Origin of the sequence: uncultured Tateyamaria sp. (assembly GCF_947494755.1) — a bacterium.
In the GTDB taxonomy this organism is placed as follows: Bacteria; Pseudomonadota; Alphaproteobacteria; order Rhodobacterales; family Rhodobacteraceae; genus Tateyamaria.
The window spans coordinates 71,492-86,671 of record NZ_CANLVZ010000017.1; the positions used below are offsets into that span (position 1 = coordinate 71,492).

The window sequence follows — 15,180 nt, forward strand, 5'->3', positions numbered from 1 at the left end:
GGCCCGGACCCAATCGTCCGGGGGTGATTTGGAGGTCTAAGTGTTTCAACGTATTTTACAGCTATTTAAACGGTATGCGGACCAACATCTGACTCTGGAGGGAGAAGGTTTTGCATTGCTCGGACATGACGGCGAAGTGGCTGGATATGTTGACCTGATTTCCGTGGCAAATGGCCGGCTGGTGATCGAGGGGTGGACTGACGCCCGCGAGGTCGTCCTGTCACTTGCAGGGACTGAGCACCGCGTGGCACCCAGTTTGCCGCGTGTTGATGTGGCCGCCATGCGCGGAGCCGATCCAAAGAGGCCCTTTGGCTTTGTTATGGACGTCGCATGGCTGGACCAAGATGGCTCTCTCAGTCTGATGTTTCAGTGTGGACAGACATCGCCTCAGACCTTGCAGCGATTTTCCACCCAAGCCTTGAAGGATGCCCATCGCCAGATGATCCGCCCCTTTGTCCGAGATGCGGCGCGGGCGCTGCCGGATACGTGGCGGTGGTATCGCCACGGCGATCATGCAGCGCGGCAAGCGGTCAAACGCATCTTGGGTTTGCAAACGCGGATTGAACCGACAGTTGTCGATAGCGCACTTTTGCTTCCAGCGATCGAGGTGCCCTCTGACGATACATCCGTCACCATAATCATCCCGGTTTATAACGCGTTCGACCTCTTGGCTGAATTGCTGAACCGGGTCGCACAACATACCGATATTCCCCATCATATCGTATTGATCGACGACTGTTCGCCTGACCCGCGCGTGCGTCCCTTCTTGCGCGGTTGGGTCCAGGGGCAACCAAAAGGTCGGGTGAGCCTCATCGAGAATGTGGAAAACCGGGGGTTTGTCGGGTCGGTCAATGCGGGTTTCGACATCGCGGCGCAACGTGATGAGGATGTAATTTTGCTGAACTCGGACGCCATGGTGCCCGCAAATTGGGCAAGCCGGTTGATCGCCCCGATCCGCGCTCGAGCAGACATCGCGAGCGTGACCCCGATGTCAAATGACGCTGAGATTTTCACGGCTCCGAATATTTGCCAGCGGGTCGATATTATTGATGGCGCCGTGGACGTGATTGATGCGCGGGCGCGTTGCCTGAATGTTGGCGCCACGTGGCAGGATACACCCACCGGGGTCGGTTTCTGTATGGCGATGTCACGACGCTATCTGAACCTTGTCCCGCAATTTGATACAGTTTTTGGTCGCGGTTACGGGGAAGAGGTGGATTGGTGCCAGAAAGTGCGTGCCAAGGGTGGATATAATGTCGCCCATCCGGGCCTCTTTGTGCAGCACAAGGGGGCGGCGTCCTTTGGCAGTGCTGAAAAGCTTGAAATGATCAGGCAAAACAATCAAAAGATCGCAGTGCGCTACCCAAATTTTGATGCCGAGGTGCAGGATTTCATCCGACGTGATCCGCTGGCCACCGCGCGTCTGGCCTTGGGCATCGCCGGGGTTGAGGCGCAGACGACCCTGCCGGTTCCGATCTATCTGGCGCACAGCCTGGGCGGCGGTGCCGAGATTTATCTGCAATGCCGTCTTGAGCAGGACATCAACGATGTCGGCGGCGCTGTGGTCTTGCGGGTGGGCGGCACGGCGACGTGGGATGTGGAACTTGTGACGGCTCAAGGGAGCCATCGGGTTGGAACGCCCGACTTCAAAGACGTCGAGGCACTGCTGGAGCCATTGACCAACCGGCGCGTGATTTATTCCTGTGGTGTGGGGCATGCCGACCCTGTGGAATTGCCCGCGCGATTGTCGGATTTGGCGACCCATGACGCGAAACTGGAAATATTGATGAACGATTATTTCCCGATTTCACCTTCGTTCAATCTGTTGGACAAAGACGGGAAGTTCTCGGGCGTCCCGGATGAGAATAGTACAGATGATGCGCATACCACACGTTGCCCCGATGGCACGCTGATCACACTGGCGGATTGGCGCGCGGCGTGGCGACCCATCATGGCACGCGCAACCGAGGTGCGAGTCTTTTCCAAAAGTGGGCGCAGCTTGGTTGGATCGGCCTTTCCCGAAGCAACGGCTGCGCTGCGTATCATACCCCACACCCTACCGCATGACGTTCCCCGCTTGCAGCGCCCCAAGCGCGACGCAGGCGAAGTGATCGGTGTTCTGGGCAACATCGGTTTCATCAAAGGTGCCGCTGTTTTGGCGGATCTGAGCAAAACGATCGCATCACGACCCAAAGCGAAGCTGGTCGTCTTGGGGAACGTTGATCCGGATTACCCGCTGGCAATGGGGACGACGATCCATGGGGGGTACAAGGTTTCGGAGCTGCCTGAATTGGTAACCCGCTATGGCATCACCACTTGGTTGATCCCATCGATCTGCCCGGAGACGTTTTCTTTCACAACGCACGAAGCACTTGCAACCGGTTTGCCGGTTTGGACCTTTGACCTTGGCGCGCAGGCCGAAGCCGTCTCGGTCGCACTTGGTAATGGCGCACCGGGCGGACTGATCAAGTTACCAAAGGGTGGTATCAGCGCGGATACTGTCTTGGCACATATCCTGCCTGAATCCAACGTCAACGATTTAGTATTTCACTATGATAGCGGCGTAGAAAGACAAGCCCGATCAGCATGAAAACCAGGGATAGGCCAAATACATATGCGGGCGACGTATAGTCTGCCGCATAGTTGAAATAGAACCCGCTGCGCATCACGCCGATCACGTGGATCAAAGGGTTGAACCACACGTAGGAGGCGTAGGGTTCAGGGATTGAGTCAAATGTGAACAACACACCAGATATGATAAAGAGCGGTCTGGTAAATACGCTCCAGACCTGCTGCCAGATCGGGAAGATGGTGAACATAAAGCAGTTGAAACTCCCGACCCCGAGGGCAAGCGCTGCAACCATCGCAAATGCCAAAGCGATGACGGGCAGGTCTGGTGAAGTGCGCGTGTCAAAGACCAGGACCAGACCAAACAGAATGATGTAGGCGACCATCACTTGCGTCATCATGTTGACTGTAAATCGGGCAATCATGGCGTCCAGAAATGTGACGCTCGGGTAGGTCAGAAGGGCGCGGGAATAGGTCAGCGAGCCTGCGACCTTCAACGACACGTCCGTGAACATCAGAAATGGCACGACACCTGTTGCGTAGAAAATCGGGAAATTGACGCCGATCGAGGGGGCCTGAAAGCCCAAAGAAAAGATTGCTGTCAAAACGGCGATGGCTGCGACCGGTTCCAGAATGGCCCAGAGATACCCGCCCGGCGATCTGCCATAGGACGTAGTCATTTCACGCAGGATCAACGCCAGGATCGTGCGCGCGCTGGCAAAGCTGCGCCCTTTTGAGACAGCGCGTAGTTTGTGCGCGGCGGTTCCGCTGGCAGGTTCGAAGTGCTTGGTCATCTGTCCCTCTCTCGACGTCACGGCGTCGAATTTCCCCGGCTGGAGTCGCGCGTTCCACGAACGTTGGAATTTGTTAACCAATTTTCACTACCAAAGACTTAATCGAGAGGCAGATGGGACGCCGGGCATGACCAAAAATTTGTCGACGAACGCAGCGGTAAAGCACGACCAGGAGGTTGGCCGCCGATCCGCCCTACAATCAAAGACTCAGAGTCAGGCGGCGGGATCTCAGCCAGGTCCTTCGACCGAGGGTCCCAAACAAGGCCAACCAGCCGTGGCCCAGGTCAAGAATACGGACGCGTACGCCGCCTTGATTGCCGCGCGACCGGTGAAAGCGGTACCCCCGCAAACCCATGTCGCGTCAGGTGGGGGTGTGCCGGCACCAGCCGCGCCCAAACCAGCCGCAGGCACTCCGCCATCACCGCCCGCCAAGCCCGCAGTTGTGCCGGCGGCAGGGGCCCGCGTCGCCCCACCAGCCAAACCCGCGAAACGTCGCAAACGTCATTGGGCTGTGATCTTTAGTTTTTTCTTTTGTGTGGTCGGGCCGTCGGCGTCCGTTGGCTGGTATCTTTGGGAGCGTGCGGCCGACCAATACGCGTCGACCGTCGGATTTTCGGTGCGTACCGAAGAGGTCAGTTCCGCGATTGAACTTTTGGGCGGCATCACCGAACTGTCCGGGTCGTCGTCCTCGGACACCGATATTCTGTACGAATTCATTCAATCGCAGCGTCTGGTTGCGGATATCGACGTCGAAATCGATCTGCGGGGCATGTGGTCCAAGCCCACCCAAGACCCGGTTTTTGCTTACGAAGCCCCTGGCACGATTGAGGATTTGCAATCGCATTGGCAACGAATGGTGCGGGTTTCCTATGACAGCGGCACCGGATTGATCAACGTGCGGGCGTTGGCGTTCGATCCTGAGGATGCGCAGGCAATTTCGACCGCGATCTACCAAAAGAGCCAGCAGATGATCAACGCGCTGTCCGATATTGCACGCAGCGATTCGATCGAATTTGCGAGAGCTGAGCTTGATCGCTCTGTTGAGCAGTTGAAAATCGCTCGGGCCGCAGTGACGGCCTATCGGAACCGCACGCAGATTGTGGATCCGAGCCAGGCGGTGGGCACGCAGACGGCGCTGATCGGGAATCTGGAGCAACAACTTGCGACGGCCCTGATCGATCTGGATCTGTTGTTGCAAACCACGCGCGAAAAAGACCCCAGAACGGTTCAGGCGCGTCTTCGTGTGCAGGTCATCGAAGAACGGATTGCCGAAGAACGGCGCAAACTCGGGATCGGAGACGGTGCCGACAATCAGGCCGCCTTTGCCGATCTGGTTGGTGAGTTTGAGAGCCTGCATGTGGACCGCGAGTTTGCCGAAAACTCCTATACCGGCGCGCTGGCGGCGTTTGAGGCTGCACAGGCAGAGGCGCGCCGTCAGAGCAGATATCTCGCCGCACATGTGCTGCCGACCCGCGCCGAGCAGGCAAAATTCCCGCAACGGGATGTTCTGCTGGCCATATTCACCCTGTTCGCATTTCTGATCTGGGGCATCGCGGTGCTGGTGATCTATGCCCTGCGCGACCGGCGCTGAACGGTTGCGATATGATCCAGTTGGAAAACCTGACCAAGACCTTTGTCTTGGAGGGACAGCGCAAAACCGTGGCTGACAACTTGAATGTTGTCTTTCCCACGGGTCGGTCGGTCGCGCTTTTGGGGCGCAATGGGGCGGGTAAATCCACGCTTCTCAAGATTATTTCGGGCAATATGGACGCGACGTCAGGGCGGGTGCTGTCAACCGGAACCATATCGTGGCCCGTCGGCTTTGCCGGGGCCTTTCATGGTGATCTGAGCGGTGCGCAAAATACCCGTTTCATCGCGCGGATATACGGCGTTGACACGGATGACATGGTGGATTTCGTCGCCGATTTTGCGAAGCTGGGTTCGCAATTTCACCTGCCGGTGCGCAGCTATTCCGCGGGTATGCGGGCCCGTTTGGCGTTCGGGATCTCCATGGCTGTCGCGTTTGATACCTATCTTGTCGACGAAGTGACGGCCGTGGGTGATGCTGATTTTCGTCGCCGGTCAAGCGAGGTTTTCCAGGCCCGCATGGACAAGGCCAGCGCGATTGTCGTGACCCATTCCATGCCACTGGTGCGCCAGTTGTGTGATGCGGGGGCGGTGTTGGAAAACGGGCAACTCACCTATTATGATGATCTTGATCAGGCCATTGAACACCACGAACAAAATCTTGCCTGACCCTTAAGCCATTTGCTGATCCAGCACCGTGCCCAGCATCAACATCAGGTCGCGAAATGCGATGTTCTGCCGTTCGCCCTCCTCCGGCACGTCGGCGGTGCAACTGTCTGCTCTATATGGGTTTTCCATCCCGAACGCCGCAAAAAGCGCGTGATTGTCCGCCTCGACAGAGCGTAGGATTTTGTGCCGGTTCTCTGCGCTGAGAAAGTAGGACGGGCGGTCGGCCAAGACTTGATTGGCCAGCCAAAACACCTGCTTTTGTGCGTGTGGCGACAACCCCGTGGCTTTGCTCAGCCGCATCACTTCGATCACCGGACCCGGCAAGCTTTTGTTGATGGCTGTGCTCTGGGGCAGGGCATCAGGCTCAAGCCCCAAGACACCCAGCATCTGATCGACGGCGGGCCCTGTTTCGTATTGCAGCAACGTCATCTCGCCCCCGAATGCGTCGCGCCAAGTGCGAATGCAGGGCCAGAACGACAGGTCACCATCCAGCGTTTCCGGCTTGTCCACAAAGGATGTGATCAACCGATTGAACCCATTGTTGGGCTGCTTGGCCTTTTGATTGTACATCGACACGAACATCGTGTCGGGGCGGCGGACGGTGGCGACGATATGGGTGCTTTCCACATCCAGTCGATCCTTCAGCCGCTGCACGCTATCCGCGCTGCATGAAAAGAATTCTTCGGAGGAAATGAACACATTTGGCGTTTTCGCAGAGGCGACTGCCGCATTCAGCGCGTCCATTTCGCGGTCAAAGTCCGGGATGTCTTTTTGCACGGGATCGCGCATACCTTTCAAGGCAAAGGCCAGCCGATGCTGAGAGTGATGGAACCAGTTGCTGCGCGGATATGTGACACCCAATGCTGCAAGCGCCGCGCTGTTTTCATCAAAACAGCGCTGTAACGTCGTTGTCCCTGTCTTGTGTGCGCCGATGTGAATAAACAGTTTGGTCATAATGGCTTGGGCCGCTTCCTGAAAACCGTGCGCAGTCTCAGGTCGATGCGACGCTGCGCCCGAAAGCGCGCGTGAACCGGCCCGATGCTGCAACACAAAGATTGCTCTGTCTCTCGTCTATCAGAAAAAATCAAAGCCAATGTTAATGCCGTCCAAACTTGTGAGCCCTTCGAGGGTCAAACCGTTGAAACCTCCAAAATTGATGAAGAGATCACCGTTGCTGGTGCTGCTCATCCCTTCGAGTTCGGCATTTGACGGTGCACTGCCGCCAAACAGGTCAAGGTCAAGCATCAACTGATCGTTCTGCGTGTCAAAGTCGAGGATGACGTCCTGCCCTTCGGCGAAGATGAAAGTATCGGCACCGCCGCCTCCCAACAGACGGTCACCGCCGCCGCCGCCGTTCAGCGTGTCATTGCCAAAACCGCCAAACAGCTCATCCGCCCATGTCCCGCCGTCAAGGTGGTCATTGCCGCCACCGCCATAAAGCTGGTCTTGCCCCTCGCCGCCGAACAGAACGTCATGGTCGTCGCCGCCATTCAGACCATCATCGCCCTGGCCGCCATAGATCGTGTCATTACCGCCGTCACCGAACAGCAGGTCGGACCAGCCGTCGCCCATCAAAACGTCATGGCCAGTGCCGCCTTCGAGACGGTCACGCTCTTCACCGCCTTGCAGCAGGTCCGCGCCCGCGCCGCCAAAGAGGCGGTCCGCCCCGTCTTCTCCGATCAGCGTGTCGTTGCCGTTGCCGCCCTCAAGGACGTCGTTACTTTGGCCGCCGTTCAGCACGTCGTTGCCGTCATCGCCCCACAACTGATCCGCCCATGTGCCACCGTGCAGCTCATCGTCGCCCCCGCCGCCATACATCCGGTCGCGGCCGTCATCGCCATACATGGTGTCGTTGCCCAGGCCGCCCCAAAGCTGGTCGTCGCCGGTGCCTGCATCGATCAGATCGTCGCCATCTTCGCCATAGAGGAAATCGGACCACGACCCGGACATCAATGTGTCCTGACCTATGCCGCCATACAAAAAGTCCTGCCCGTCGTCGTCGACCAAAAGATCATTGCCTGCTTCGCCATGGAGATGGTCATTGCCGTGCTCGCCGTTGAGGGTGTCGTTGTCATTGCCCCCGTAGATTTCGTCATCGCCTTGGCCGCCGTTCAACAGGTCGGTGCCCTCGCCGCCTGACAACGTGTCAGCCCAGAAATCACCGTTGATCGTGTCGTTACCGCTTTCGCCCGAAATGGCGTCGCGGCCCTCACCGCCGTGCAGCAGATCATTGCCTTCGCCGCCAAAGATGATGTCTTCGCCTTCGCCGCCATAGACCGTGTCTTCGCCTTCGCCCGCTTCGACAGTATCGGCCCATGTCCCGGCCCAGATTTCGTCGTTCCCCAAGCCGCCGATCAGGCTGTCGCGCCCTTCATCGCCATAGATCAGGTCGTCGCCCGCGCCACCGTCAATGGTGTCAAAACCACCAAGCGCGTCAATGGTGTCGTTGCCCGCGTCGCCGATCAGGCTGTCCGTGCCGGGGGTACCGACAAGGTTCAGCGGCTCTGGCCCGCTTCCGAATTGCAGCAGGCCGTCGGTGCGCAGGGACTGGTCCGTGAATGTCGCGCCATCTGCGGTGAACAGTTCCAGAATATCGCCACCGATATTCAGCAGGGCACCGCTTGCGGTTGGGTTCACAATGATATCGTCGGCGCTGGTGACGTTGTAGTTGCGGACGTCCAGCACATCACTCGCCACGGTAAAATCGGCGATGATGTCCCAGGCACCGTCATTTGTCAGAATGTAGGTGTTAGCGTTCACGCCACCGCTGAGGGTGTCACTGCCCGCGCCGTCGATCAGGGTGTCATCGCCGCTGCCGCCTTCGATGCTGTCGTCGCCCGCGCCACCGTCAATCAGATCGCTGCCGCCAAGCCCCAACAGAATGTCGTCGCCCAGATTGCCGCTGATCACGTCATCGCTGCCGCCGCCATCGACAGTGTCGTTGCCCGCACCTGCGTCAATCGTGTCACTGCCGTTGCCGCCTTCGATGATGTCGTCGCCGTCGTTGCCCATCAGAGTGTCATGGCCACCCGCACCACGGATGAAGTCATCGTCATTGCTGCCGATCAATTCGTCGCCGCTGCTGGTGCCAAGTATTTCGGGCGGGCGAGTCTGGATCCAGAAACGACTGAGCTCCAGGCCGGACAGATCGCGAAAGGCGCTTTCGGAAATCGACTGTCCATTGTGGCTTTGGATCACGATGTCTTCGTCGCGATAGTTGACGTTGATACCGATGCTGGTGGAGGTGAGCGCCAGCTGGTCCATCGACCGCAAGAAGCCGAAGGCAGACAAGTCGATCTCGTCCTCATTGATGTTGAAGTCGTCGATATAGTCGATCTCGCCATCTGCGCTGAGCACAAAGGTGTCGCGGCCTGCGCCACCGGTCATGCGGTCAACACCTGTGCCATCCATCACGATGTCATCGCCGCCCGCACCGCTGAGGGTGTCATTGCCTTCTCCACCGTTCAGAATGTCGGCATTGGCGGTGCCTGTCAGGGATTGATTGCCTGCACCCGCGCTTTGGGTTGTGCCAATTGTGCCCGGATCAACTGTAAAGCGTGTGACGCCGGCCTCCGTGGCGCTGGCCACCAGCACTTCGATCTCACCACCGGTGTAAGTCGCTGTAATCGCGCTGACATTCTCAAGTGTGCTGATCAGGCTGTCAGCCACCGTGTGTTCGTGCAGCAAGCGCCCGTCGGGCAATAGACGCAGCAGGCTGATCCCGTCGTCGGCACCGCCCACAATGACAAAGACCTGATCGCCAACCGTCACCGTTTCCATTGCGGTGATGCCTTCAAAGCGGGTGTCCCGGTCGTCGACGACATGGTCGGTCACGCTTAAAAAGCCGCTGGCGGAGACGTGGATCACCGTCAAGGAATTGCTGCCGGACGCGCCGAGGATGGCAAAACTGTCGCCCGCCACGCTCACCGTTTCCATGACGGATGGGTCAGCAATCGGAAGATAACCGCTGGCCGCATCGATCTGATCCGCATCGCCCAGGTTGCCGCTGCTGCGCACTTCGAAGGAGGAAAGGCTGTTGGTGCCCCGCTCTGCGGCGAGCAGATAGGTGTTGCCGCTGACAGTGACTTGCCCGAATGCGGTGGTGTCGGTGCCAATGACGTCTTCGCCAAACGGGCGGGTGGTGCGCGCACTGAAGTCGCCCGAGGCCGTGACGTCCCATATGGTCAGACCAGGCGACTCGGGATCGGCCGCATAATAGACCGGTGTGCCGTCAACGTCGATCACCTCAAGGCTGGACAAGGTAACAGGCGCAGACGCGGCCGCTGTGGTCTGGGCACCCAACTGGCCTGCTGCGTCGATGGCAAACCCGGACAGGCCGCTGTCGACCTGACCAAAATAGCCCATCACCGCTTCACCGTCGATATCCATGGCCATCAACCGGGGGCTCTCACCCGCTGCGCTGGCACCGATCCACGCCTGATCAACCGTTGTCAGGAACATGCCGAATTCAAGCACGCTGACCCCGCCACCCTGCGTGACGACATATACACGTGGCACGCCACCGACCCAATGCACCAACATATCTGTAATGTTGGACACGTACTCGTTCGGTCCAAAAGTACTGGTTAAGATATACTGTAGATGTGCCACGTGAATTGCCCTTTTCCCAAATCTCGGTTCAGTGACCGATATGGAAGGGCCAATAGGTACGGGCGTGGAGGAGCGGTGACGAGAATGCGGCGCTTGGTCTGACTTCGTTTAAAATTCCTTTCGTGATGAAAAGGAGGCGTTAACCAAAGCGGACTTTTGATTGGCGTATTGCTCGGAAATATCCGTGTACAGATATGATTTATAACAGAAATATAAGTGTTAACAAATTCCCAAGACCTTAACAAAAGATGAATGCCAAGGGCGGGTGTTTATGGTCTGCAGGCTTGGGCCGCGCAGCCCGTGCGCATCCGTGCCTTAATCATACGGTTCCGGCTGCGCGCTCTTTCAGCAAACCTTCGAGATAGGTGCCGTAGTCATTCTTGGCGAACATGGCGGCCCGTTTGCGAAGGCTGTCGGCGCTGATCCAGCCCTGCCCGAAGGCGATTTCATCAGGGCTGCCGGTCTGCATCCCCTGTCGCATCTGCAAGGTGCGTACAAAGTTACCCGCATCAAGCAGGCTGGCATGCGTACCCGTATCAAGCCAGGCATAGCCGCGGCCCATCCGCTTAACACTCAGGCTGCCGTCATGCAGGTAGCTTTCAAGCAGAGTGGTGATTTCCAACTCTCCCCGTGCCGAGGGGGTCACATCGCGCGCCCGTCTTGGGGCATCCGCATCCAGAAAATACAGACCCGTCACCGCATAGTTCGATGGTGGGACCTCCGGTTTCTCGATGATCTGACGGGCCATCCCCTGTTCATCAAAGGCGACCACACCATAGCGTTCAGGGTCCGCCACCCGGTAGCCGAACACGGTGCCTCCGTCGGTTTGCGCATCCGCATCCGCGAGCAGTTCCGGCAGACCATGTCCAAAGAAGATGTTGTCGCCCAGCACCATCGCCGATGGCGCGCCGTCCAGAAAGTCCTCGGCCAGAATATAGGCTTGCGCGAGGCCCTCGGGTTCCGGCTGCACAATATAGCTGAGGGTGATGCCCCATTGGCTGCCGTCGCCAAGACCGCGTTTGAATTGGTCCTGATCCTGTGGGGTGGTGATGACCACGATGTCGCGGATGCCTGCCAACATCAGGACGGACAGCGGGTAGTAGATCATCGGTTTGTCATAGACTGGCAAAAGCTGTTTCGAGATGGACACCGTCACCGGGTAAAGCCGTGTGCCCGATCCACCTGCCAGAATGATCCCTTTGCGCTGTGTCATGTCCCGAGGTCCTTCAAAATATGTGTGAGGCTTTGGCGCCAGTCTGGTCGCGCGATCCCGAACGTCTGTTTCAGCGTACTGCAGTCCATCCGCGAATTGAGCGGACGCGTGGCTGGGGTCGGATAGGCAGAGGAAGGGATATCGCCGACTGTACAGGACAGGCCCGCCGCATCAAAGATCGCGCGCGCGAAGTCGGCCCAACTGGTGTCGGGGTACCCTGCGAAGTGATAGATGCCTGTGTTGCCTGCATCCGCCCTCAGTGTCTGGGCGACCTCTATGCAGGCGGCTGCGATATCGCGCGCAGGCGTCGGCCCCCCAACCTGATCCGCCACGATTGACAGCGCGTCACGCTCGGCCCCAAGCCGCAGCATCGTTTTGACAAAGTTGGTCCCATGCGCGGACACGACCCAGGAGGTACGCAAGATCGCGTATCGCCCCCCGGCCTTGATCACACCCTCTTCACCGTCCCGCTTGGTGCGCCCATAGGCCCCTTGCGGCTCTGTCGGGTCGTCTGGCTGCCAGGGGCGCGATCCTGCGCCGGAAAAGACATAGTCGGTGGACAGGGTAACAAACGGGATATCCAGCGCAGCGCAGGCTTGGGCCATGGCGGCCGGAGCCTTGGCGTTGACCAGATGCGCGGTGGCTTCGTCTTCTTCGGCCTGATCGACGGCTGTATAGGCGGCGGCGTTGACAACAGCATCGGGCGCATGATCGGCAATGGCGCGTGCGCAAGCTGTCGGGTCACAAAGGTCCGCACGGTTTCGATCCAGCGCGGTGATCTGTACCCCATTCCCGCCGAGGGCGCGCAATTCCGTGGCCACCTGACCGCTATGTCCGAAAACGAGGATGTGCATGGCCATCCTATCCCGCACCCAATCGCTGTCCAACCCCGTCCCGCGATTGCAAGGCGCGCCACCAATCCTCATTGGCAAGGTACCAGTCTACCGTCAACGCAAGCCCCTCTTCGACAGTGACAGAGGGATGCCATCCCAGCTCATCCCGAATGCGGGTTGCATCAATCGCATAGCGCGCATCGTGGCCCGGACGGTCTGCAACAAAGGTGATCTGATCCGCATAGGACCCGCTCGCCTTGGGGCGTTTGTCATCCAGAATGGCGCAAAGCGCCTGCACCAGCTCCAGATTGGTCCGTTCGTTGTCACCCCCGATATTGTAGGACCGCCCGATCACGCCCTTGGCGAGGACAGTCAGCAGCGCGTCGGCGTGATCCTCGACGTAAAGCCAGTCGCGCACGTTCGATCCGTCCCCGTAGATCGGCAGGGGCTTGCCCGCCAATGCGTTCAGGATGATCACCGGTACCAGTTTTTCGGGAAAGTGAAAGGGGCCGTAATTGTTCGAACAATTGGTCAAGACGATGGGCAGGCCATAGGTCTCGCCCCACGCGCGTACCAGATGGTCCGAGGCGGCTTTGGACGCGGAATAGGGGCTGCGCGGGTCATAACCCGTGGTTTCGGTGAACTGGCCGGTGGGGCCAAGGCTGCCATAGACCTCATCGGTCGAGATATGGTGAAACCTAAACGCATTGAACCGGTCACGGCCCTGCCAATACCGCCGCGCCGCTTCCAGCAGGGTGTAGGTGCCGGTAACGTTGGTTTGCACAAAGGCACCGGGTCCATCGATAGATCGGTCCACATGGCTTTCGGCGGCAAGATGCATGACTGCATCGGGGCGGTGCGTGTCAAACACCCCCACCATCGCGTCCCAATCACAGATATCGGCATGTTCGAACGCGTAGGCGGGGTTCTCGGCGACGCTGGCCACATTGTCCAGACACGCAGCATAGGTCAGCGCATCGACGTTCACGACGCTGTGGCCGCGGGCCACTGCCAGCCGCACAACGGCTGATCCGATGAAACCTGCCCCACCGGTCACCAGCACTTTCATGTCCGGGCACCTGCTGGCAGCGCGGCATCATAGATGAATGGGGTGTCCAAAGTGTCAAACAGCGGGGCCGCTGCATCCTTTTCCGACAAGATGGGCTCACCGTCCAACGCCCAGTCAATAGCGAGGTGAGGGTCATCCCAACGGATCGCCCCTTCGGTTTGGGGCGCATAGACGTCTGAACACTTATAGATGACTTCCGTATTCGGGCTGCGTGTCACGAACCCATGCGCAAATCCGGCGGGCACCAGCAATTGCCGTCCGTTCTCGAAGCTCAACTCGATGCCAAACCACTGACCATAGGTGGGGGAGTCGGCGCGGATATCGACGGCCACGTCGAGCAACACGCCTTTCCCACAGCGCACCAGTTTGTCCTGCGCATGCGGCGGGGCCTGAAAGTGCAATCCGCGCAAGGTGCCGGTGGCCGCCGAGAGCGAATGATTGTCCTGTACGAAAACCGTATCAATCCCGTGCTTGGCCAGATTTTGCGCGCTGTAGCTTTCGGAAAAGAACCCGCGCGCATCGCCAAATCGGGCTGGCGTGATCACCATAAGGTCGGCCAGAGGTGTCGTTTCGATCTGCATCACTCTGTCCCTCTTCAAAGCCTTGGGCACTGCTTAGCAACTGCGCCAATCCCTGTCTATTCAACGTGAGGTATAGTCGGCGCGTCGGTGAGTACCAGCTTGGGATATCAGGCGAATTTTTGCTTGGCCTGTCAGGGTGATGAAAAAACGCGCACATTAAGGGCCGCTTAAGGGCGGGCCGCTATGCAGGGCCGGTGTCGGGCGTTTGCCGTGTTGGAAGTTGGGCCGGTCTGTATGGCGTGTTATCGTGTTCTTGAGGTCTAGCGCTGTGCCGACCCTCAACATCCTGATGGCCACCCGCAATGGGTCGCGCTTTATCGGCGCTCAACTCGACTCTCTGCTGGATCAGACCCATGCCGATTGGCAGCTTTGGGTCAGCGATGATGGATCGCAGGACGAGACCTGTGCGCGGGTCCGTGCCTTCGGGGCGGCGCATCCGGGTCGTTTGCGCAGGCTTCGGCCGGGGCCGGGACAGGGCAGTGCGGCCAATTTCCTGTCCCTTCTGGCTGATCCTGCGCTCGCCGGAACATGGGTGGCATTCTGCGATCAGGATGATGTCTGGATGGCGCACAAACTCACCCGTGCGGTGGCGCAGATTACGGCGGCAGACCGGCCGAGTATCTACGCCAGCCGCACCGTTCTGACCGACGCATGCCTGCGCACGCAGCGCCTCTCGGCGCGTCAGTCAAAGCCGTTGGAGTTTGGCAACGCCCTTGTCCAGAATGTGCTCGCAGGCAACACCATCGTCATGCCCCCCGCTGTGACGGATGTAATGCGCGGATCGCTGGATGCGGCGCGCCGCGCACAGGTGCCGTTTCATGACTGGTGGATGTACTTGATGGCCACCGGGGCCGGGATGGGCGTCATATATGACGACACTCCGGGTGCGTTTTACCGCCAGCATGCGGGGAACCTGATGGGGGATGCTGCCTTGCGACGGCTGGATCGCCTGCGCGCGGTTGCAGACGGGCGGTATGCGCAGTGGATGGCACGCAACACGGCCGCCCTTTGTGAGGTGCAAGATTTGCTCACGCCAGCGTCGGCAGCCCAGCTTTCGCAACTTACATCTTGGCGGTCAGCCCCCCGGTGGACGCGGGGCAGGCCGCAGACCCTCGGGCTTTATCGTCAAACGTTGGCTGGGAATGCCGCGCTCGCTTTCTTGGCGCGCTCCCAACGGATCTAGGGTCAGGACCCATTGATTTCCGCTTGGCTGCGTGATTCACGGTTCGAAAAACGAGCGGTGAACATGTCTGAT

Annotated in this window: 11 protein-coding genes; 4 read left to right on the top strand and 7 right to left on the bottom strand. The window is 59.0% G+C overall.

Annotation, left to right across the window (positions count from 1 at the left end; genetic code table 11):
• Window positions 1-115 precede the first annotated feature (115 nt).
• The gene (locus tag Q0908_RS17745) at window positions 116-2,590 is read left to right on the top strand and encodes a glycosyltransferase (RefSeq protein ID WP_299287699.1); all 2,475 of its coding nucleotides are present in this window, start codon (window positions 116-118) and stop codon (window positions 2,588-2,590) included.
• Here the strand turns inward: Q0908_RS17745 and Q0908_RS17750 are convergent.
• A complete protein-coding gene (locus Q0908_RS17750; protein WP_299287702.1) occupies window positions 2,532-3,362 on the bottom strand; it encodes an ABC transporter permease in 831 nt (276 codons plus the stop codon). The two genes, Q0908_RS17745 and Q0908_RS17750, sit on opposite strands and share 59 nt — an antisense overlap.
• Before the next feature lie 511 nt (window positions 3,363-3,873).
• Between Q0908_RS17750 and Q0908_RS17755 the strand changes: the two genes are divergently transcribed.
• Together Q0908_RS17755 and Q0908_RS17760 are read left to right on the top strand one after the other, a co-directional pair.
• Window positions 3,874-4,953 (top strand): capsule biosynthesis protein, encoded by a 1,080-nt coding sequence (locus Q0908_RS17755; protein WP_299287705.1) that lies wholly within the window; start codon window positions 3,874-3,876, stop codon window positions 4,951-4,953.
• Between the two features lie 11 nt (window positions 4,954-4,964).
• Complete coding sequence (locus tag Q0908_RS17760; protein WP_299287707.1) at window positions 4,965-5,618, top strand: ABC transporter ATP-binding protein; 654 nt, start codon at window positions 4,965-4,967, stop codon at window positions 5,616-5,618.
• 3 nt (window positions 5,619-5,621) lie between these two features.
• On the opposite strand, the gene Q0908_RS17765 is transcribed toward Q0908_RS17760, so the two are convergent.
• The 6 genes from Q0908_RS17765 to rfbC all read right to left on the bottom strand — a co-directional run bounded on the left by Q0908_RS17765 (window position 5,622) and on the right by rfbC (window position 13,925).
• A complete protein-coding gene (locus tag Q0908_RS17765; protein WP_299287710.1) occupies window positions 5,622-6,572 on the bottom strand; it encodes a hypothetical protein in 951 nt (316 codons plus the stop codon).
• A 120-nt stretch (window positions 6,573-6,692) separates the two neighbouring features.
• Window positions 6,693-10,178, bottom strand: a complete 3,486-nt coding sequence (locus Q0908_RS17770; protein ID WP_299287713.1) for a calcium-binding protein — start codon at window positions 10,176-10,178, stop codon at window positions 6,693-6,695.
• A 370-nt stretch (window positions 10,179-10,548) separates the two neighbouring features.
• A complete protein-coding gene (rfbA, locus tag Q0908_RS17775; protein ID WP_299287716.1) occupies window positions 10,549-11,442 on the bottom strand; it encodes a glucose-1-phosphate thymidylyltransferase RfbA in 894 nt (297 codons plus the stop codon).
• Entirely contained in the window at window positions 11,439-12,296 is an 858-nt protein-coding gene (gene rfbD, locus Q0908_RS17780; RefSeq protein WP_299287719.1) for a dTDP-4-dehydrorhamnose reductase, read from the bottom strand. The genes rfbA and rfbD overlap by 4 nt, the downstream gene beginning before the upstream one ends.
• 7 nt (window positions 12,297-12,303) lie before the next feature.
• A complete protein-coding gene (rfbB, locus tag Q0908_RS17785) occupies window positions 12,304-13,344 on the bottom strand; it encodes a dTDP-glucose 4,6-dehydratase (protein ID WP_299287722.1) in 1,041 nt (346 codons plus the stop codon).
• Complete coding sequence (gene rfbC, locus Q0908_RS17790) at window positions 13,341-13,925, bottom strand: dTDP-4-dehydrorhamnose 3,5-epimerase (protein WP_299287725.1); 585 nt, start codon at window positions 13,923-13,925, stop codon at window positions 13,341-13,343. Before rfbC ends, rfbB begins: the two co-directional genes overlap by 4 nt.
• 268 nt (window positions 13,926-14,193) lie before the next feature.
• Here rfbC and Q0908_RS17795 point away from each other — a divergent pair, with 268 nt between their 5' ends.
• Window positions 14,194-15,108: a glycosyltransferase gene (locus Q0908_RS17795; protein WP_299287728.1), complete on the top strand. Its 915-nt coding sequence runs from the start codon at window positions 14,194-14,196 to the stop codon at window positions 15,106-15,108.
• Window positions 15,109-15,180 lie beyond the last annotated feature (72 nt).